The organism is Pseudomonas sp. GYB4201 (assembly GCF_056312595.1).
In genome coordinates this window covers 214,216-232,959 of sequence record NZ_JBWGIG010000007.1, presented here as the reverse complement: position 1 = coordinate 232,959, position 18,744 = coordinate 214,216, and the positions used below count along the sequence as shown (strand labels likewise).

The 18,744-nt window shown below is 66.4% G+C and carries 23 protein-coding genes; 11 read left to right on the top strand and 12 right to left on the bottom strand.

Annotated elements, in window-relative coordinates; translation table 11 throughout:
• Window positions 1-112: 112 nt before the first annotated feature.
• The 3 genes from AC0Z2B_RS09325 to AC0Z2B_RS09315 form a co-directional block, all read right to left on the bottom strand.
• Window positions 113-382, bottom strand: a complete 270-nt coding sequence (locus AC0Z2B_RS09325) for a hypothetical protein (protein WP_476296223.1) — start codon at window positions 380-382, stop codon at window positions 113-115.
• A 311-nt stretch (window positions 383-693) separates the two neighbouring features.
• Window positions 694-2,004 (bottom strand): sensor histidine kinase, encoded by a 1,311-nt coding sequence (locus AC0Z2B_RS09320; RefSeq protein WP_476296221.1) that lies wholly within the window; start codon window positions 2,002-2,004, stop codon window positions 694-696.
• Window positions 2,001-2,744 carry a response regulator gene (locus AC0Z2B_RS09315; protein WP_416423474.1) on the bottom strand — a complete coding sequence of 248 codons (744 nt, stop codon included), beginning with the start codon at window positions 2,742-2,744 and terminating at the stop codon, window positions 2,001-2,003. The genes AC0Z2B_RS09320 and AC0Z2B_RS09315 overlap by 4 nt, the downstream gene beginning before the upstream one ends.
• A gap of 187 nt (window positions 2,745-2,931) precedes the next feature.
• On the opposite strand from AC0Z2B_RS09315, the gene AC0Z2B_RS09310 reads away from it, so the two are divergent.
• The 5 genes from AC0Z2B_RS09310 to AC0Z2B_RS09290 all read left to right on the top strand — a co-directional run bounded on the left by AC0Z2B_RS09310 (window position 2,932) and on the right by AC0Z2B_RS09290 (window position 8,335).
• Window positions 2,932-3,963: an alpha/beta fold hydrolase gene (locus AC0Z2B_RS09310; protein ID WP_476296219.1), complete on the top strand. Its 1,032-nt coding sequence runs from the start codon at window positions 2,932-2,934 to the stop codon at window positions 3,961-3,963.
• Between the two features lie 36 nt (window positions 3,964-3,999).
• Window positions 4,000-4,461 carry a cytochrome P460 family protein gene (locus AC0Z2B_RS09305; protein ID WP_476296237.1) on the top strand — a complete coding sequence of 154 codons (462 nt, stop codon included), beginning with the start codon at window positions 4,000-4,002 and terminating at the stop codon, window positions 4,459-4,461.
• A gap of 86 nt (window positions 4,462-4,547) precedes the next feature.
• Window positions 4,548-5,312, top strand: a complete 765-nt coding sequence (locus AC0Z2B_RS09300) for an alpha/beta fold hydrolase (RefSeq protein WP_476296217.1) — start codon at window positions 4,548-4,550, stop codon at window positions 5,310-5,312.
• Between the two features lie 94 nt (window positions 5,313-5,406).
• Window positions 5,407-6,843, top strand: a complete 1,437-nt coding sequence (locus tag AC0Z2B_RS09295; RefSeq protein WP_476296215.1) for an L-lactate permease — start codon at window positions 5,407-5,409, stop codon at window positions 6,841-6,843.
• A 16-nt stretch (window positions 6,844-6,859) separates the two neighbouring features.
• A complete protein-coding gene (locus tag AC0Z2B_RS09290; RefSeq protein ID WP_476296213.1) occupies window positions 6,860-8,335 on the top strand; it encodes an aminotransferase-like domain-containing protein in 1,476 nt (491 codons plus the stop codon).
• On the opposite strand, the gene AC0Z2B_RS09285 is transcribed toward AC0Z2B_RS09290, so the two are convergent.
• Window positions 8,287-8,787: a hypothetical protein gene (locus AC0Z2B_RS09285; protein ID WP_476296211.1), complete on the bottom strand. Its 501-nt coding sequence runs from the start codon at window positions 8,785-8,787 to the stop codon at window positions 8,287-8,289. The genes AC0Z2B_RS09290 and AC0Z2B_RS09285 overlap by 49 nt on opposite strands.
• Window positions 8,788-8,908: 121 nt before the next feature.
• Here AC0Z2B_RS09285 and AC0Z2B_RS09280 point away from each other — a divergent pair, with 121 nt between their 5' ends.
• Window positions 8,909-9,811: an AraC family transcriptional regulator gene (locus AC0Z2B_RS09280; RefSeq protein ID WP_476296209.1), complete on the top strand. Its 903-nt coding sequence runs from the start codon at window positions 8,909-8,911 to the stop codon at window positions 9,809-9,811.
• Window positions 9,812-9,951: 140 nt separating this feature from the next.
• Entirely contained in the window at window positions 9,952-11,235 is a 1,284-nt protein-coding gene (locus tag AC0Z2B_RS09275; protein ID WP_476296207.1) for an MFS transporter, read from the top strand.
• A gap of 84 nt (window positions 11,236-11,319) precedes the next feature.
• On the opposite strand, the gene AC0Z2B_RS09270 is transcribed toward AC0Z2B_RS09275, so the two are convergent.
• The 6 genes from AC0Z2B_RS09270 to AC0Z2B_RS09245 all read right to left on the bottom strand — a co-directional run bounded on the left by AC0Z2B_RS09270 (window position 11,320) and on the right by AC0Z2B_RS09245 (window position 13,639).
• A complete protein-coding gene (locus AC0Z2B_RS09270) occupies window positions 11,320-11,529 on the bottom strand; it encodes a YXWGXW repeat-containing protein (RefSeq protein WP_416423482.1) in 210 nt (69 codons plus the stop codon).
• A gap of 83 nt (window positions 11,530-11,612) precedes the next feature.
• On the bottom strand, window positions 11,613-12,086 hold the full coding sequence (locus AC0Z2B_RS09265; RefSeq protein ID WP_476296205.1) for a periplasmic heavy metal sensor: 474 nt from the start codon (window positions 12,084-12,086) through the stop codon (window positions 11,613-11,615).
• Window positions 12,083-12,517: a hypothetical protein gene (locus tag AC0Z2B_RS09260; protein WP_476296203.1), complete on the bottom strand. Its 435-nt coding sequence runs from the start codon at window positions 12,515-12,517 to the stop codon at window positions 12,083-12,085. The genes AC0Z2B_RS09265 and AC0Z2B_RS09260 overlap by 4 nt, the downstream gene beginning before the upstream one ends.
• On the bottom strand, window positions 12,507-13,061 hold the full coding sequence (locus tag AC0Z2B_RS09255) for an RNA polymerase sigma factor (RefSeq protein WP_476296201.1): 555 nt from the start codon (window positions 13,059-13,061) through the stop codon (window positions 12,507-12,509). Before AC0Z2B_RS09255 ends, AC0Z2B_RS09260 begins: the two co-directional genes overlap by 11 nt.
• A 79-nt stretch (window positions 13,062-13,140) precedes the next feature.
• The gene (locus AC0Z2B_RS09250) at window positions 13,141-13,461 is read right to left on the bottom strand and encodes a YXWGXW repeat-containing protein (RefSeq protein WP_476296199.1); all 321 of its coding nucleotides are present in this window, start codon (window positions 13,459-13,461) and stop codon (window positions 13,141-13,143) included.
• Window positions 13,462-13,471: 10 nt separating this feature from the next.
• Window positions 13,472-13,639 (bottom strand): hypothetical protein, encoded by a 168-nt coding sequence (locus tag AC0Z2B_RS09245; protein ID WP_476296197.1) that lies wholly within the window; start codon window positions 13,637-13,639, stop codon window positions 13,472-13,474.
• Between AC0Z2B_RS09245 and AC0Z2B_RS09240 the strand changes: the two genes are divergently transcribed.
• From AC0Z2B_RS09240 to AC0Z2B_RS09230, 3 genes are all read left to right on the top strand, one after another.
• Window positions 13,638-13,778 (top strand): hypothetical protein, encoded by a 141-nt coding sequence (locus AC0Z2B_RS09240; RefSeq protein ID WP_416423488.1) that lies wholly within the window; start codon window positions 13,638-13,640, stop codon window positions 13,776-13,778. The genes AC0Z2B_RS09245 and AC0Z2B_RS09240 overlap by 2 nt on opposite strands.
• Window positions 13,779-13,871: 93 nt before the next feature.
• Complete coding sequence (deoC, locus tag AC0Z2B_RS09235) at window positions 13,872-14,534, top strand: deoxyribose-phosphate aldolase (protein WP_473006079.1); 663 nt, start codon at window positions 13,872-13,874, stop codon at window positions 14,532-14,534.
• Window positions 14,535-14,877: 343 nt separating this feature from the next.
• Window positions 14,878-15,405: a BRO family protein gene (locus tag AC0Z2B_RS09230; RefSeq protein ID WP_473006081.1), complete on the top strand. Its 528-nt coding sequence runs from the start codon at window positions 14,878-14,880 to the stop codon at window positions 15,403-15,405.
• Window positions 15,406-15,533: 128 nt separating this feature from the next.
• On the opposite strand, the gene AC0Z2B_RS09225 is transcribed toward AC0Z2B_RS09230, so the two are convergent.
• Together AC0Z2B_RS09225 and AC0Z2B_RS09220 are read right to left on the bottom strand one after the other, a co-directional pair.
• On the bottom strand, window positions 15,534-16,034 hold the full coding sequence (locus AC0Z2B_RS09225; RefSeq protein ID WP_476296193.1) for a GNAT family N-acetyltransferase: 501 nt from the start codon (window positions 16,032-16,034) through the stop codon (window positions 15,534-15,536).
• A gap of 767 nt (window positions 16,035-16,801) precedes the next feature.
• Window positions 16,802-17,617, bottom strand: coding sequence for a DUF1838 family protein (locus tag AC0Z2B_RS09220; protein WP_476296191.1), 816 nt, complete (start codon window positions 17,615-17,617; stop codon window positions 16,802-16,804).
• Window positions 17,618-17,748: 131 nt separating this feature from the next.
• Between AC0Z2B_RS09220 and AC0Z2B_RS09215 the strand changes: the two genes are divergently transcribed.
• Window positions 17,749-18,696 carry a Dyp-type peroxidase gene (locus AC0Z2B_RS09215; RefSeq protein ID WP_476296189.1) on the top strand — a complete coding sequence of 316 codons (948 nt, stop codon included), beginning with the start codon at window positions 17,749-17,751 and terminating at the stop codon, window positions 18,694-18,696.
• Window positions 18,697-18,744 lie beyond the last annotated feature (48 nt).

The following is an 18,744-nucleotide window of genomic DNA, read 5'->3' as shown; positions in this document are numbered from 1 at the left end:
AAAACAGCCAGACCGGCAAGCGCTTGTAGCCGCTGCCGCAGGCTGCGCTGGCCTGCGTGCACCCTGAAAATCTCCAGTGAGGCAGGGGGCCAGCGCAGCCTGGCGGCAGCGGCTACGCGAACGGTGTGGGCTGGCGCAGAAAGGCGCCACGCGCCTCAATCACCTCAAGCACCGCGCAACCCTCTTCCAGCAAGAGGTTCACGGTGTTGGCCACGGTTTTCAAATCCTGATCATCGCTGTTGCTCAGGGTAAGGCTGCTGAGGGTTTGCATAAGCTCCTGCGCGGTGCCGATGCGGTGCATGGCCAGGGCGTAGAGGGTGGCGATGGGGGCTTGAGAATCGAGGAATACGGCGGGGGAGTGGGGTAGGGGGATGTAGGACATACAAGATAATTCCTTTGGGTTTGTGGGGCCGCTGCATAGCTGTCATCGCGTGCCCCAGGCAAGAGTGCCATATGGTGCTTGTGATGAAACGATAACGGCAGGTCGCCAAACCCGGTTGCAAATGTGCTGCAACGGCGGGGAGGTTAGCGATGGCGGGTGTGAGGAGCAATGCGGCGGGGGGTATTTGGGAAATGTCCTACAAAATAGCCCGCCGGCAACCGCTAGTAGCCGCTGCCGCAGGCTGCGCTGGCCTGCGTGCACCCTGAAAATCTCGAGTGAGGCAGGGGGGCAGCGCAGCCTGGCGGCAGCGGCTACGTGGCCGGGTTGAGGCCCAACATCACCTCCGCACACAACCCCCCACCCTCACGGTTATACAACCGCAACGTCCCCCCAAGGCTCTCGGCCAACTGCACGGCAATCGCCAACCCCAACCCGGTCCCGCCGGTGTCGCGGTTGCGCGAGCTTTCCAGTCGGTAGAACGGCTGCAACACCTGCACCAACGCCTCTTCGGGAATGCCCGGGCCACGGTCCAGCACGCGCAGGGTGCAGCCGCCCTCCGTCAGCACCTGCACCTGGGCGGCGCCGGCGAATTTCAGGGCGTTGTCGATCAGGTTGGTCAGCAGCCGGCGCAGCGCCTGGGGGCGGGTGTCGAGCAGCAGGTTGCCTGCGGACGCCAGTTGCACGTCCTTGCCGGTGTCGTGGTAGTCGCCCACCAGGCTTTCCAGGAAGGGCGTGAGTTGCAGGCGGCAGCTGGCTTCGCTGGACGGCTCGGTGCTGCGGGCGTAGGCCACGCCTTCCTTGACCAGGTGCTGGATCTCGCCCAGGTCGTTCCACAGCTTGTCCTTGTCGGGGCTGTCGTCCATGAACTCCACGCGCAGTTTCATGCGCGTGATGGGGGTTTGCAGGTCGTGGGAGATGGCGGCCAGCAGTTGCACGCGCTCTTTGACGTAGGCGGCGATGCGCCCCTGCATGCTGTTGAAGGCGATGGCGGCGTAGGCCACCTCGGTGGGGCCCTGTTCATCCAGGTGCACGGGATGTTGCTTGAGGTCGAGGTTGTCCACTGCCTTGGCCAGCCGCGTCAGCGGGCGGATGGCGGTGCGCACGGCCAGCCAGGTGGCTGCCAGCAACAAGGCCAGTTGGCCGGCCAGGGTCACCGGCAGCCACGGCGACACCGGGCTGACCGAGGGGCGCACGTCGATGGTCAGCGGCTGGCCGTCCTTGAGGCGCAGGTGGGCCTGGTAGTGCGGGCGGCTGTCGGGGATGTCGCGAAAGGTCAGGGCGTAGTCGGGGGCCAGCGTCATGCGCATGGACTGCACAGAGGTGGGTTCGCTGCCACTGTCCATGGCCTGGCCGGAGGCGCCTTCGTCCAGCTGGTAGCGGTAGTTGGGCCGCTCCAGGCGCTTGAGCCAGGCCGGCCGTTCCGTGGCCGGCAGGCGGTCGAGGATGGCCACCGAAGTAGCAACGTCGCGCTCGAAGTTGCCCAGCATCAGGGTCTTGGCGCTGCTGTAGCGCTCGTACGCCTGCAACGCCACGGCCAGGCCCTGGGCCAGCACCAGGCTGGTGAGGAAAATCAGCGACAGGCGCGAGGCGAGGGTGCGCGGCCAGCGCAGCGGGTGTTTCACGGCGCGTCCCCGAGCAGTTGCACCGGAAAGCTGAACACGTAGCCTTCATTGCGCACGGTCTTGATGTAGGCCGGGTCGCGGGCGTCGTCCAGCAGGCGCTGGCGCAGGCGGCTGACCATCAGGTCGATGGAGCGGTCGAACAGGTCGACGTCGCGGCCCTGGGTCAGGTTCAGCAGCTGGTCGCGGCTCAGCACCCGCTGCGGGTGGTCGAGGAACACCCGCAGCATGCGGTACTCGGCGCCGCTCAGGGCCACCACCGAATCGTCGGCGGCCAGCAGGTGCCGAGCCGTGGTGTCCAGGCGCCACACACCGAAGGCCAGCTGCCGTGATTGCTCGCTGACCACAAGGTTTGGCGGCAGCATGCGCGTGCGGCGCAGCACAGCGTTGATGCGTGCCAGCAGTTCGCGCGCCACGAAGGGTTTTACCAGGTAGTCGTCGGCGCCCATTTCCAGGCCGATGATGCGGTCGGTGTCGTCGTCGCGGGCGGTCAGCATCAGTACCGGAATGTAGCGGTGCTTGCCGGCGCGCAGCTCGCGGCACAGCACCAGGCCATCGTCGCCGGGCAGCATGATGTCCAGCACGATCAGGTCCACCTGGCCGGCTTCCAGGAAGCTGCGCATGGCCCGCCCATCGGCGGCCAGGGTCACGCGAAAACCGTTCTTTTTCAGGTAGTTGCCCACCAGCTCGCGGATGTCACGATCGTCGTCGACGATCAATACGTGGTCGGCGCGGGAGTCCATGGCGGCGTCCTTGCATCAGGGGAATGGTGGCCAGTCTAGCAAGCCGGGGAGGGGCTAATGTATCTGTTTGTATCTGGAACTGGACCCGATACATAACCCGGCTTTTGCCGCCCGCTGGCGAAACATGGCGAACACATGTGGCGGGCCAAATAGCGCCATCGAGAACACCACGCCAAGGAGCTCCACCATGTACAAGACTCTGTCCAAACCGTTCGCTGTCTCCGTGCTGGCTGCCGTGCTGCAATTGGGCGCCTGGGCCAACGCCAGCGCCGCCGACACCGCCGCCAACCAGGTCGCGCCCATCACCGTGGGCAGCCACACCTCGTTCGGCGCGCTGAAACACGTGAAGGCCGGGCTGCTGGACGTGGCCTACGCCGAAGTGGGGCCGGCCGATGGCCCGGTGGTGATCTTGCTGCACGGCTGGCCGTACGACATTCACAGCTACGCTGACGTGGCGCCGGCGCTGGCCGACAAGGGCTACCGCGTGCTGATCCCCTACGCCCGCGGCTACGGCGACACCCGCTTCCTCTCGGCCAAGACCCCGCGCAACGGCGAACCCGCCGCCCTGGCCCAGGACCTGATCGACTTCATGGACGCCCTGCACATCAAGCAGGCGGTGCTGGGCGGCTACGACTGGGGCGCGCGCACCGCCGACATCGTCGCCGCGCTGTGGCCAGAGCGCGTCAAGGCACTGGTGGCGGTGAGCGGCTACCTGATCGGTGGCCAGGAAGCCGGCAAGGCGCCGCTGCCACCGGCCGCCGAACTGCAGTGGTGGTACCAGTTCTACTTCGCCACAGAGCGCGGTCGCCTGGGCTATGAAAAGAACACCCACGACTTCGCCAAGCTGATCTGGAAGCTGGCCTCGCCGAAGTGGAACTTCGACGACGCCACCTACGACCGCAGCGCCGCCGCCCTGCAAAACCCCGACCACGTGCCGGTGTCGATCTTCAACTACCGCTGGCGCCTGGGGCTGGTGAAGAGCGAGGCACGCTACGCCGCCGTGGAGCAGAAACTCGCCGCCTCGCCAGCCATCAGCGTCCCCACCATCACCCTGGAAGGCGACGCCAACGGCGCCCCGCACCCACCGGCCGAGGCCTACGCCAAGCGCTACACCGGCAAGTATGACTTCCGCCTGATTAGCGGCGGCATCGGCCACAACCTGCCGCAAGAGGCACCCCAGGCGTTTGCCCAGGCCATCGTCGACGCCGACCACCTGTAAGCGCACGGAGGCGTCATGACACTCAAGTCACTCGTGATGGGTTGCGCCTTGGTCGCCAGCGGCGCGGCCCTGGCCGCAGGCCCGCTGTCGCCGATCTACGGCGTGGCGCTGCCCGACGGCTACCGCAAGTGGGCGTTGGTAGCCCCGGCCCAGGAGGCTGCGCCGTTGAACGAACTGCGTGCGGTGCTGGGCAACGACATCGCCATCAAGGCTTACGAAGCTGGCAGCCAGCCGTTCCCCGACGGCACGGTGCTGGTCAAGCTGGCCTGGAAGCACGTGCAGTCGCCGGAGTTCGAGCCGGCGTCCATCCCTGGCGCGGCCACCACGGTGCAGGTAATGGTCAAGGATTCGCAACGCTATGCCGCCACCGGTGGCTGGGGTTTCGGCCGCTTCATCAACGGCCAGCCGGCGGACGCGGCGCAGCACCAGACCTGTTACGCCTGCCACCAGGCCAAGGTGCAGAACCACGACCTGGTGTTTACCCGATTCGCCCCGTGACCGCCTTGGACTACGGCCAACCCCCGTAGCAGCGGCCAAAGGCCGCGTCCAAGGCACTTATGAATCACTTCAATACGGAGTCACCCATGAAAAAAGTCATCGCAGCACTGGCCTGTTCCGTCTGCCTCTCGGCCTTCGCGGAACCGGCCAAACCCACCATCGTCCTGGTGCATGGCGCCTTCGCCGATGCCTCCAGCTGGAACGGCGTGGTGAAGATCCTCGAACACGACGGCTACCCCGTAGTGGCCGCCGCCAACCCCCTGCGCGGGGTGAAGAGCGACGCGGCCGCCGTGGCCAACCTGGTCAGCAGCATTCACACGCCAGTGGTGCTGGTCGGCCATTCCTACGGCGGCAACGTGATCACCAGCGCCGCTGACCAGCAGGCGAACGTCAAGGCGCTGGTGTACGTCAGCGCCTTCGCCCCCGACGCCGGAGAAAGCGTGGCGCAGTTGGTGGGCCAATTCCCCGGCAGCACCCTGGGCCCAACCCTGGCGCCACCGGTCAGCCTGGCCGACGGTGGCAAGGACCTGTACATCCAGCAGGGCAAATTCCACGACCAGTTCGCCGCCGACGTGCCCGCCGCCCAGGCCGCGCTGATGGCCGCCACCCAGCGCCCGCTGGCCCAAGGCGCGCTTGACGAGAAGAGCGACGCGGCCGCCTGGAAGCACATCCCGTCGTGGTACATCTACGGCGACCACGACAAGAACATCCCGCCCCAGGCCATGGCGTTCATGGCCAAGCGCGCGGCGGCCAAGGCGGTGGAGGTGGTGAAGGGCGGCTCCCACGTGGTGATGGTCTCGCACCCTGAGGCGGTGGCGAAGCTGATCGAGACGGCGGCAGCAGCGGGTTAGGCCTGTATTGGAAAACAGCGTGTATCTGTATCTCTTTCGCCCCAACCGAACCCGGCAAGATCGCTCCCTGACCAACGATCAAGGAGCGCCCCCCATGGATTCACTCTTGCTGCAAATGTCGCCCATCGGCCTGGTGCTCGCGTTGATTCTGCTGGTACGCCGGCCCCCGGTGCAGGCGGCATTGGCCGGTGTGGCGGGGGTGTTGCTGCTGTGGGGGCTGGGGGTGGCGGCGCCGTTCAGCGCTGCCGTCACGGCGGCCATCGCCCAGGACACCGGTATTCTGTTCCTGAGCACCGCCTGCGTGATCGCGCCAGGCCTGGCGTTTGTGCTGCTGGTGGAGCGCGGTGGTGCACCGCAAGCCATCGGCGCCTGGGTCAAGGAGCTGGGCTGGACGCCACCGGCCCAGGTGATTTTCATCGTGCTGGGGCTGGCGCCGTTGCTGGAGGCGATGACCGGTTTCGGCGTGTCGCTGATTGCCACGGTGCCGTTGTTGATGAGCCTGTTCAGCCGTCAGGCAGGGATGAAAATCGCCCTGGCGGGCATGGTGGTCATGCCGTGGGGCACCCTGGGCCTGGCCACGGTGATTGGTGCGCAACTGGCGCATGTGCCGGTGGGTGAACTGGGCAGCCACTCGGCGCTGGTCAGTGCGCCGGTGTTTCTTGGCCTGGCCGCCGTGGCGCTGTGGCAGGCTGGTGTTCGCCAGCTGCTGGCGTGGCTGGGGCTGTTGCTGGTGGCGGCGCTGTTCGTGACGGTGCTGTTCAGCGTCAACCGCTGGCTGGGGCCGGAGGTGGCCGGGGTGCTTGCGGGGCTGGCGGTGGCGGCGGTTGGGCTGGGGCTGGCGGCGGTGCAGCGCAAGCGCCTGGTCCGTTGGCCGCAGGCGGCGTGGCCGTACCTGGCGTTGCTGGCGGTGATCATCGGCTTGCGCGGTCTGTTCCTGCTGTCGGGTTGGGACGGCGCCTGGGTGGTCAGGGGCGAGCATGTGGCGTGGAAGCCGCTGGCCTCACCGGGCGTTGCGCTGGTGCTGGTGACGATGTTGATGGCGATGCGGCAGGGCGCTGCCGAAGGGTTCCCGTGGGCGGCGTTGGTCAAGCGCGCGAAGTTTCCGCTGGCGACCATATTCCTGTTCCTGCTGTTGTCCCAGGTGATGGTCAACGCCGGCTTCCTGTTGGAAGCACAGCGTTCCCTGCAGTCGCTGTCGGGTGTGGCGCTGGCACCCACCGTGGCGCTGCTGGCAGGCCTTGCCGGCTACGTCACCGGCTCCAACGTGGGCGGCAACACCCTGATCATGCCTTCCATTGCGGCGCTGGGCGTGGCGCACGGGCCATGGCTGGCAGCCATGGTCAACAGCGCCGCCGGGCATGGTGCGTTGGGTTCGCTGTCGATTCTGTCGCTGGTCACCGGGCTTGCGGGCGCCAACCGCGAGGAGGAGCACGCGCTGGTGCGGTTCGCCTTCGGCCTGGTGGTGTTCAACGTGATCATCGTTGCTGCAAGCGGCATCGCTTTGCTTTACCTTGCGCCAGGTAATGCCTAGCCACACATGAGCCCCCATGGACAGGATCGAAAAACAGCAAAAGCGCTGGCGCATCGTCAAGGACTGGATCGTGCGCCAGATCGACAGCCACGAGTGGCCACCCGGTGCCCGGCTGCCCTCGGTGCGCGAACTGACGCGGCTGTTCGGCACCAGCATCACCACCGTGCAACGGGCGTTGGCCGAGCTTGAGGCCGGCGCCTATGTACTGGCCACGCCACGGGTGGGCTATTTCGTCGCGGCGCCCGGCACGGCGGCAAGCCCTGCGCCGCATGATTTCTCCAGTGTCACGGTCAACGTCAACCAGGCGGTGGTGGCCATGCTCGCCCAGGCCGCCAACCCCGCCACGCTGTCGCTGAGCTCGGCGGTGCTGCATGACGAACTCACCCCGCAGGTGCTGCTGAACAAGTGCCTGGCGGCCCTGGCCGCGCAGGCACAGGTTTCCCTGGCGGGGCTGGTGCCGCCGCCGGGCCTGCCGGCGCTGCGTCGGCGCATTGCCGGGTTGATGCTGGCGCGCGGCGTGGCCTGCGGGCCCGACGATATTCTCATCACCTCCGGCGACACCATCGCCCTTGAGCTGGCGCTGGAAGCCGTGGCGCCCAAGGGCGCCACCGTGGCCATCGAGACGCCCACCTACTACGGCATCCTGCAGACCATCGAGCGCCTGGGCATGCGCGCGCTGCCCCTGCGCACGCACCTGGCAACGGGGATCGATCTCGACCACCTGCAAGAGGCGCTGGCGCAGAAGAAAGTCGATGTCATTTTCCTCAACCCCACCCTGCAGAACCCCTGCGGTTTCATCATGCCCGAGGCGCACCGGGCACGGCTGTCGGCGTTGGCATGCGAGGCGGGCGTGCCGATCATCGAGGACGATATCTTCTTCGACCTGGCCCCGGAGCAGGCCCGCCCCCGGGCCGTGAAAAGCTACGACAGCAGCGGGCAGACCATCTACTGCGCGTCCTTTTCCAAGACCGTTGCGCCCGGCTACCGCGTGGGCTGGTGCGTGGCCGGGCGCTACCGCGAGGCGATTCTGGCGCAGATGTTCGCGCGCAACCTGGCGGTTTCAAGCCTGGCGCAACACGTGCTCAACGAGTTCATCGGCCGCGGCTACCTGGCGCCGCATTGCGCGCGGCTGCGCACGCACCTGGCCAGCCTTGGCGAGTATGTGGCGGGGGTGGTGAGCACCCGCTTTCCCCCCGGCACGCTGTACCAGCCGCCAGCTGGCGGCTTCATTCACTGGGCGAGGCTGCCTGCGCATACCGACATGGCGTTGCTGCGCAGGCTGGCCGGGGAGGGCGGCTGCCATGTGGCGGGCAGCGGCATCTTCTCTGCCGATGGCGCCGACAGCACGGCCATTCGCCTGTGCCTGGGGCGCACGCTGTCACCCCAGGTGGTGCGTTGTTTCGAGGTGCTCGCGCACTGTGCGTGGCAGGCGGGGGGTGGGCTTCAGTCGCAGGCCGGTCGCGCGGTCGCCCTGCCTGCCCTGCGCAAATAGAGCACCTGCACGCTGACGCCGATGATCAGCAGCACCAGCAGGCCGCCTTGCACACCCACCAGCAGCGGTGCGTGCGGGTCGGTCACGATGGGGTGGCCGTCCGGCACACGGCGCAGGGTTTCGGACACGGTAGGCACCATCAGCAAGAACGCCGTTAGGCTCAGCAGGATGGTTTCCAGGTAAAACCCCGCACGCCCCAGCCAGGGTAGGCGCCCCGCGGCATAGCCCGCCAGCAGCACCACCAGGGTCACCGCGCCGATGATGTTGCTGACCGGTTGGTGGGCCACCAGGAACACGGTGCAGGCACCGATCACCATCGACACCAGGTACAGCAGCCCTGGCGTCGAGCGCGGCACGATGCGCCCATGGCGCCAGAACATGTAGGCGGCCAGCGGAATCGCCGGCAGGCTGCCGAGGGTGTGAAGCCAGCCAAGGGGGGAAATGCCGAACATGTGAATAGCTTCCGTGAAGTTGGATGAAAGGCACAGTCACCTGCTTGGCGGCCGTGCACCGATGTCGCCTGAAAGGCGATATGCTTGTGGCTCAGATTAACCACGCCGTGGCCAGGCAGACATGATGGATTCCCTTGAAAGCTTGATCATTCATCCGGAAATGCAGTTGGAAGGTTTTGCCGCGGCGGACTTGCTGTCCCAGGTGCTGGCGAAAATTCGCCTGACAGGGGACCGCGTCTATTCGGCCGTGCTGCAGGCGGGGGACGCGTTGGTGCTGGATGAAAAAAGCGCCCATGTGTGCATGCTGCGTGACGGCCAGCTGCAGATTCGCCATGGCGATCAGCCCGCAAAAACAGTACGGCAGGGCGACATCCTGCTGTTGCCGCACGCGCTGTCGGGGCTGGACATCACGGCGGGCGAGGGGCGTGCCGAGGTCGTGGTCTGCCGGTTCTGGTTCGACGCCAGCAGCTTCGAAGCCATGGTGTTCAGCCTGCCGTGGCTGATCCACCTCAGCCATGCCGACGCTGCGGCGTGGTCGGAAGGCATCCTGCATTTCATGTTGCTGGAAACCAACGACACGCAACCGGGCGGGGCATTGATGGTGTCACGGCTCATCGACCTGGTGGTCATCCGCATCCTGCGCACCTGGGTGCAGCAAGGCGCGGCTGCGGGCTGGCTCAAGGCCTTGTCCGACCCCCGCGTTGCAAGGGCGTTGAAAGCCATCCACGAAGCGCCGGGCCAGCCGTCGAGCATCGCTGCGCTGGCGGCGGTTGCGGGCATGTCGCGTTCCAACTTCTGCGAGCGTTTCAACGCACTCGTGGGGCGGCCGCCGTTGCGCTACCAGAACGAGTGGCGCCTGGCGTTGGCGAAAACCATGCTGCTGCATGGCCGGCACCGGGTGGGCGAGGTGGGCTTTGCCGTGGGCTACGAATCGGAAGCCGCGTTCAGCCGTGCCTACAAGGCGTTTTTTGGCCGCGCGCCGCGTGACGACAACGCCTGGGCAGCCGATGAAGGGCAGGGGTGAGGTGGCCGTAACGAGGCGCCAATAACCCCAGGTTATCGCCCAATGGAATGTTGTCATTGGGCAAACCCGACCACGCTGACTAGAGTGCAACGACGCCCGTGCCCCGGCATGCAGGCGTCAACCGCTCAAAGAGGCGTGTCATGAAAACAATAAAAAGCTTCAAGACGCTGACCATCGTTTTTCTGTTCATGATCGGCGTGGTCAACTACCTGGACCGTAGCGCGCTGTCCATCGCCAACACCTCCATCCAGCACGACCTGGCCATCAGCCCCACGCAGATGGGTTTCCTGCTGTCGGCGTTTTCCCTGGCCTATGCGTTTTCACAGCTGCCCATGGGCGCGCTGATCGACCGCCTGGGCAGCAAGCTGGCGCTGGGCGGTTCGCTGATTGTGTGGTCGCTGGCGCAGGCGGCGTTCGGCCTGTTCAGCGGCTTCGGCCACCTGCTGGGCATGCGCGTGCTGCTGGGCATCGGCGAGGCGCCGGTGTTCCCCTCGGCGGCCAAGGCGCTGTCGGAGTGGTTCGACACCCAGGAGCGCGGCACCGCCACCGGCTGGGTGTGGTCGGCCACCTGCATCGGCCCGTGCCTGGCGCCGCCGCTGCTGACGTTGTTCATGGTGCACCTGGGCTGGCGCGGCATGTTCGTGCTGACCGGCGTCATCGGCCTGGTGCTGGCGGCGTGCTGGTTCACCTTCTACAAGAGCAAGGCACAATACATGGCCGAGACTGGCCGTACCGAGCCACAGCCTGTGGTGGCGAAAACCGCGCCCAAGCTGCGCTGGTCGGCGCTGCTGCGCGACCGCAACACCTGGGGCGCCTTCCTGGGCTTCATGGGCGTGATCTACATGATCTGGCTGCACCTGACCTGGATGCCCGGCTACTTCGAGAAGGCCCATGGCCTGGACCTGTACCGCACCGCGTGGGTGGTGTCGCTGGCCTACCTGTTCGGCGCCGCCGGCACGGTGGTGGCGGGCAAGGCCTGCGACGCCCTGGTGGTGCGCGGCATGAAGGTGCTGGCCAGCCGCAAACTGGTGATCATCACCGGCCTGCTGGGCGGGGCGCTGTTCACCCTGATCGTCGCCTTCACCAGCAACCTGGTGGCGTGCGTGGCCTTGCTGTGTGCGGCGCTGTTCTTCATCAACATCTCCAGCGCCACGGCGTGGATGATCGTCAACACCATTGTGCCGTCGGAGCGGGTGGCGTCGTTTGGTTCCATCCAGAACTTCGGCGGCTACCTGGCAGGCTCCATCGCACCGATCCTCACCGGCTTCAGCGTGCAGCAGAGCGGCTCGTTCTCGTCGGCGTTCGTGATCAGCGCGGTGGTGGCGACCTGCTCGGCGCTGGCCTACTTCATCCTCCTCAAGGATCCCAACACCCCCGTAGCAGCTGCCGCAGGCGGCGTCCGGGCCCAGGCGCGGTCGGCCTGATACACCGCGGCGCCTGTGACGCGGCCTGCGGCCGCTGCTACAGAGTTTCGTAGTAGCTGCCGCAGGCCGCGTCAGGAGTGCCGATCAATACCGCCAATGCCCCGGCACCCACACCCAACGGCCCGGGCCCCAACGATAGTGCCCTGGCACCCAGTGGTACCCCGGCGCCGGCATCACCGGCACCACTTCAACTGGCGGTGGCGGGCGGCGGGGGTGGACGGGTTCGACGATACAGCCAGACAGCGATGCCGCCACCAGGGTGGCGATGATGGCAGCCTTGAAAGTCTTGAACATGGGAGGTTCCTTGCGTAAGCCATAGCCACGCCGGTTCGGCGGGCTTGCAAGGTTTAACGTCGGCGACGGGAAAATCCGTCGCCTTATGGCTGCGGCCTGTTGACCTTCCCCTGGCCGCGCAGGTACATGGATTTGGCCAGCTGTTCGCGCTCGTCCGCCGGCAGGGTGGCGGCGAAGTCGGCCAGGCTGGTTTCCACTCGGGCGCGCAGTGCCAGGTCGGCGTCGCGGGCGCGGCCCAGGTCGGCCACCAGGGCGTCGCGGTCGAGGGTGGGCGCGCGCAGTTGCTGCATCACGTCCTGGCGCGCCTGGCGCCCAGCCAGGATCAGGGGTTGGCTCTGCTCGCGAGTTTCGCGCAGCAGGCGCCGCAGTTCATGGCGGCGCTGCACCGGCAGTTGCACCATCACCTGGCGCAGCCCGTGCTGCACCACCGGGCCGACCACGGGCGCCGGGTGCGACAGCCATTGGTAGGCGCCACCGGCCACGCCGCCGATGAGGAACACGTTGAGCACCAGCGAGGCGGCCAGCCAGGGCTTGAGTGGGCTACGGGCTTGAGTCATTGTTCGCTGTCCTCGGTACTGATGGAGTAGACGATATCGGCATCGTTTTGGTCGAAAATGCTCGGCAAGGCTTCCGGGCCGTTGCCCATGGACAGGCTCAGCGACACCGCCAGCATGCCCGCCGCGATACCGGCCAGGCCCACGCCCAGCAGCCCCAGCCGCGACCACAGGGTCTGGTGGCCACGCCACAGTGAATGCCGTGGCGGCAGTGCCGCGGACGCGGCAATGCGGTGCGCCAGGGCAGGGTGGGGCGCGGGCAGGCGATGGCTGTCCAGCAGGGTGTCCAGCGCCAGTGCCTGGGCCAGGCTGGCGCGGGCCTGGGCATCGCCGCTGTCCAGCAGCGCGCGCGCCGCCGGCTGTTCGGCGGCGGGCCAGCGGCGCAGGTTGGCGCCGTAGGCATCGGCCAGGTACTCAAAGCGTTCAGGCGTCATGCTGTTTTCCTCCCGGGCCAACCGGTTCGGCGAGTTGCTTGCGCAGGTTGCGCCGGGCTCGCGATAGCAGGCTTTCCAATGCCTCGACGCTGATGTCCATCAGCGCCGCTGCCTCGATGTTCGACAGTTCCTGGTAGTACTGCAGCACGATGGCCTCGCGCTGGCGGTCGGGCAGGGCGGCCAGGGCGGCGGCCATGCGCGCTTGCTGGTCGCTGGCCAGCAGATGGTCCTCGGGGGCGCCGGCTGGGTCAGCCAGCTCCTCCAGCGTCGCGTCGTCGAGGCCGTGGGCCTTGCGGCGGCGCAGGTGGTCGTAGCACAGGTTCAGGGCCACCCGGTGCAGCCAGGTGTCGAACCGCGCCTGGCCGGGGCGCCAGCTGGCAGCCTGCTTCCAGATGCGCAGAAAGCTCTCCTGGGCCACGTCGCGGGCTTCGTCGGCATCGCCCAGCAGGCGGGGCAGCTTGCGCGACACCATCTCGTTGACGGCCGCCGGTTCGTTGTTGCCGATGCGGGCCAGCAACTCCACGTCCGGGTCAGTTTCGTTCAATCGCGCGTCTCGGTGAGTGGGCGGGGCATCAGCTCGAATAACGCCTGGGCGCGGGCATTACCCGCACCCAGGCAGGGCTTCAGCGGGCCCAGTGGCCGTCCACCCAGCGCCAGCCCGGACCGCGCTGCGCCCAGTGGCCAGGGATCCAGTGGCCGCCACGCATCACTGGCTGCCAGTGCCCCGGGACCCACTCGTAGTGGTTGCCGGCCCAGCGCCAGTGGCCCTGGTCCCAGGCGTAGCCGGGGCGCTCGCGGGGGAACATCTCGGCGCGCGGGGGCGGCGGCGCCTGGCGAATGATGATCTCGGGTTCGGCGAAGGCCGGCACGCTCATCAGCGAAGCCAGCGCAAACGGGATGATCAGGACATAGCGTAGTTTGGCCAGAGGTCGGGCAAGTCTCATGACAACTCCTTCAAGCGCGTTCGACGGTGAACGCTGCTGATGGGTTTAACGGCAAGGTCGGCGCAATCCGTCGCGCGAAAATGAAATTTTTTTCGGCGACGGATTTCACCCCCGTCCGGCGTTCAAAACAGTAACCGCCCGCCATGGGCGCTTGCCCCAACCAGAGGAATACCATCATGACCCGCCGCCTTGCCGTGCTGTTGACCGTGATCATGCTGACCAGCGTGAGCGGTTGTGTGTTTGTCCCGGGCCATCGCCATTGCTGCTGGCGCTATGGCGCCATCGAACAACCCTCGGCGGTCGCCAATCTAGCGTAGCAGCGGCCACCGGCCGCGTCCCACGGGTGATGGGCGGGGCCAGGGTGTGTTAGTTTCGCGCTGGCACGCTAATTACCCGCAGGAGCACCCGTGATGAGCAAGCTGGACTGCGCCGCCCTGGCCGCCATGATCGACCACACCCTGCTGGCGGCCGACGCCGCCAGCGCCCAGGTCACCCAGCTGTGCCAGGAGGCGCGGCTGCACGGCTTCCACGCCGTGTGCGTGAACTCGGCCCAGGTCTACCACGCGGCGCAACGGCTGCGCGGCAGCGGCGTGAAGGTGTGCGCCGTGGTGGGCTTCCCCCTGGGGGCGTGCGTGAGCCAGGCCAAGGCCTTCGAGGCCGAGTGCGCCATCGCCGCCGGCGCCACGGAAATCGACATGGTGTTGAACATCGGCTGGCTCAAGGAAGGCCTGTTCGACCATGTGCGCGAAGACATCGCCCAGGTGCTGCACGCCTGTGGCGGTGTGCCGTTGAAAGTGATCCTGGAAACCTGCCTGCTCGACGACATCCAGAAAATCCGCGCCTGTGAAATCTGCCGCGACCTGGGCGTGGCGTTCGTCAAGACCTCCACCGGTTTCGGCAAGGCCGGGGCGACCGTGGCCGACGTGGCGCTGATGCGCCGTATCGTCGGCCCGGGCGTGGGCGTCAAGGCCTCCGGCGGCGTACGCGACGCAGCCACCGCGCTGGCGCTGATCGAAGCCGGCGCGACACGCCTGGGGTGCAGCGCCAGCGTTGCCATCGTCAGCGGCAATTGACTGTAAACCCCCGTAGCAGCGGCCGCCAGGCCGCGTCCCTCTCGCCGCGCGCGACCTGACACACCGCGTTGCAGCCTTGCCGGTCGCCAACCCACGCTGTATCCTCGCGCCGTCGCTGCACATCAGCGATCGGGTTTGGTCGCCCGTCTTACGAAAGGTGCAACAGCCTTGCTATTGCCGATGCCGGTATTTTGCCTGCACGTGGCTTTATGGCGGCTGTGTGCGGGAGGCATTCGTGCCTGCCGGGTTCCTTTCGTCCCGGTCGACCAACCTGTGCACAGCTGCCACCCAATCTTGCTTGGTCGCAAGGGTTGGCAGCTCCTCTACGAAAGGAGCTTCACCTATGCACGGATCAAATCTATTCGCGGCATCTGATACCCAGCCTTACGACAGCATTCCCTTCCTGCGCCACGGGCGCTTGCTCAAGGCGGTTACGTTTGACGATCAGGCCTGGTTTTGCCTCAAGGATCTCGGTCGTGTGATGGGCACGGGCCTGGACGAGCGCCAGGCCGTCAAGCTGGATGCCGACCAACGTCGAATGATGTGGTTGCGTTATCAAGGCGAGTTGCATCACACGGCGATGGTCAGTGAGTCGGGCGCGCTTGCGTTGCTGGTGTATCACTACGTTCCGGAAAATCGTGCGCTGCGGCAGTGGCTGACCCAAGTGGTACTGCCTACGCTGCGCGCGGCTCCCGCTGGCGAGCGCGGACCGCTGGTAGGGCAGATGTCTTGGCCGCGATTGTCGTTGAGTGTGCTGTATTGGCAAGACGAGCCTTGGGTTCGGTTGCGCGACATGCCGCAACTGCTGCCGGCAAGCGCGGGCACTCGCCGAACTTCCTGGTGGCGGCGGTTGCTCGAGAGGCGCGCGTAACGAGGCAGAAACTGCCAACGCCGCCCCCGTAGCAGCGGCCGCCAGGCCGCGTCCGCAAGCGCCGCGTACTTTCAGGCCCACCGCGTTGCAGCCGGACGCCGCCTGGCGGCAGCTGCTACGGGTAAGCGTCAGAGGTCCAGGGCGTAGAACTTGCTGTCCACGGCCATCAGCGGGAACGAGGCGGGCAGGCTGTGCTTGGCCACTTCGTGGAAACCGTGTTTCTCGTAGAAGCGGTGCGCGGCGAGGAACTGCGCGGTGGTGCCTAGCAATATCTGCTGCACGCCGCGTGCGCGGGCGGCTTCCAGCAGGGTGGTGAGCAAGCGTGCGGCGGTGCCGTACGCAGCGCCGCGATAGGCTTGCGCGACGAACATCTTGCGCAGGGCGGCGCGGCCTTCGCCGATGTCTTTCAGGCCGATGGTGCCCACCACTTCCTCGCCGGCCTTGGCCACCCAGAAATCACCGTTGCCCTGCTGGTAGAACTCGCCGATGGCGCGCAGGTCCGGCTGGTCGGCGGCGGTGATGGGGATGCCGAATTCGGCTTGCTGGATGGGCAGGATGACGTTGATTACGCCGGATTCGTCGGTAGGCTGGAAACGGGTTATTTGCAGGGGCTGGTTGGGGTGGGCCATGGTGGGGTTCCGAGGCAAAAAAGTGCAGTTTGCCCAGCACGTTGGGTGCATTCAAGTAGCACCAGTATTGGTCGCGCCGCGAACCGCTGTTGACCTTGACCTTGATCCCGTGCGGCCTTTGATCTTGATTGTGTGCCCCGTAAAGCGCCAGGGCCGACTGGAGGCGTTGGCCAAGCGGTCCCTGGCGTAGCCAGGGAAGACGGAACCGGAGGCGCTTCTATTCCGGGCCGTCGGCCGCTTGGGCGACGCCGGAGGGAGGGGACCCGTAGCGAAGCGTAGGGACCAAGCAGGGGCAAGCCTTTTTTGGTTACTTTTTGGGGCGTTTGCCAAAAAGTGACCCGGCGTAAGGCCGGAAAGGTGAAGTGGCATCACTCGAAAAAATGGATATGTTCGTGGTGTTCGTATCCCGCTTCGGCGTTTTCGAGCATATCCATTTTCGCGGGGATACCACCGACCGTTTCGCCCTTACGGCGAGTAACTTTTTGGCAGTCGCCCCAAAAAGTCACCAAAAAGGGCTTGCCCCTGCTTGGGCCCTACGCTTCGCTACGGGTCCCCTCCTTCCGGCGCCGCTCAACGGGCAGACGGCACCCGCTATAGAAGCCTGCGGGTTACCGTCTCTTCGGCCTGCGGCCTCGGCCCTTCGGGCAGCCCGTTGATCGACGCCTCCAGTCGGCCCGGGCGCTTTACGGGGCATACAATCAAGATCAAAAGCCAGATCAACAGCAGATCACAAACAGATCACAAACAGATCACAAGCCAGGTCAAGATCAGGTGCGCGGGCGCTGCGCTTCTTTGAGTCGCTGCGCGACTGTCCAACTGGTAGCGTTCGGGCGCACATCATCCAGCGCCGGCGGCTCACGGTACTCCGGGTAATCCCGGCCAATCGCCTCGCGCAGCACCCCCGGCAAGGCTTCGATACCTGCCACGGTCTGCCCCATGGCGTTGAACACCATCAACCCCGGCCGGCTGCCCATGCGCATGAACGGCAGCCACGGCGCGATACGCACCCATGCCAACGCCGCATTCGCGCTGTCGGTCTCTTTACTGAGCAGCGCCTCGCGGTCGGCCACGAAATCGAAGATTTCCATGGCGTGGTAGTGGTTGCCGACGTACTCCTGGTAATCGCCCGCCAAGGGATTGGGGTAGAAGAGCGGGATCTCGCTGGCGGCGAATATGCGCTCGCCCTGGACGCGGAAGGGGGAGGCCAAAGGCTGGCCCTGAGGATCGCGCTCGAAGAACGGGCGCAGGTTCACCGGGTCGTTGGCCACGTGCATCACCGGCACGTCAGCTTGAGTCCAGGGGTTGTGCCAGGTTTTCAACGGTTCGCCCGTCACCGGGTCGAGGTACAGCATCAGTTCGCGCGACACCAGCCGGAAGCCGGCACCGCGCTGGGGGTCGTGCAGGCTGCCGCATTGACGAACGTTCATGCCCTCGACCTTGAACAGCAAACGGTCGGGCTCGCCTTCGCGCCGCGCCCAGGCCTGGCCGGACCAGTGGAACACCACGGGCTTGCCGTCCACGGTGGAACCGTGGAGTTTGCGCAGGGCGGTGAGGGCGCCCAGGGGCTGGTGGAGATCGATCATGGCAAAGACTTCCCTGGTGGGTAAATGCCCGCAGTCTACCGTCGGAACGTGCAGAGACAATGGAAAAAGCCCCGGCAACCACCGGCGCCAGCTACGCTGAGCAATGGTTTTCCCAGCCCTGAAGGCCGACCATGACTGACCTCCTTCCCGAACCCCAGGCCGTCTGCAGTCCCATCACCAGCAGCGTCATCTTTATCGTCGCCACCGTGGCGCTGGGCGCCGAGGCCGCCGACACGGTGCGCGGCTGGTGCGGCGACGTGGCGGCGCTGACCCGCACGGTGGGCAAGCGCGTGCCCGACGGCAAGCTGTCCTGCGTGTGCGGCTTCGGCTCCACGGCCTGGGACGTGTTGTTCGGCGCGCCGCGCCCGGCGCAGTTGCACCCGTTCCGCGAGTTCGGCCCCGAAGGCCGCCGTGCGCCCGCCACGGCCGGCGACCTGTTGCTGCACATCCGCGCCGACCGCATGGACCTGTGCTTCGAACTGGCCACCCAACTGTGCGCCGCCCTGGGCGATGCCATCCTGGTGGTGGACGAGGTGCAGGGCTTCCGCAACTTCGACATGCGCAGCATGGTCGGCTTCGTCGACGGCACCGAAAACCCCGCCGGCCGCAAACTGACCGAGTCCACCCTGATCGACAACGAAGACCCGGCTTTCGCCGGCGGCAGCTACGTGATGGTGCAGAAGTACCTGCACAACATGAACGCCTGGAACGCCCTGAGCGTGGAAGACCAGGAACGGGTGATCGGCCGCAAGAAGCTCTCGGACGTGGAACTGGACGACGCCCACAAACCCAGCAACTCCCACAGCGCCCTGACCACGCTCAGTGAAAACGGCCAGGAAGTGAAAATCCTCCGCGACAACATGCCCTTCGGCCGCCCCGGCATGGGCGAATTCGGCACCTATTTCATTGGCTATGCGCGTTCGCCGTCGGCCCTGGAAAAAATGCTCGAGAACATGTTCGTGGGCCGCCCGGCGGGCAACTACGACCGCTTGCTCGACTACAGCACGGCGGTGACCGGCGGGTTGTTCTTCGTGCCTTCGGCGGAACTGTTGGAGAAGTTGGCGGAGCGCAAGCCCTGACGCGGGTATCGACAAACGTCTTGATTTTCACTGGCGTGCCAGCAGGGC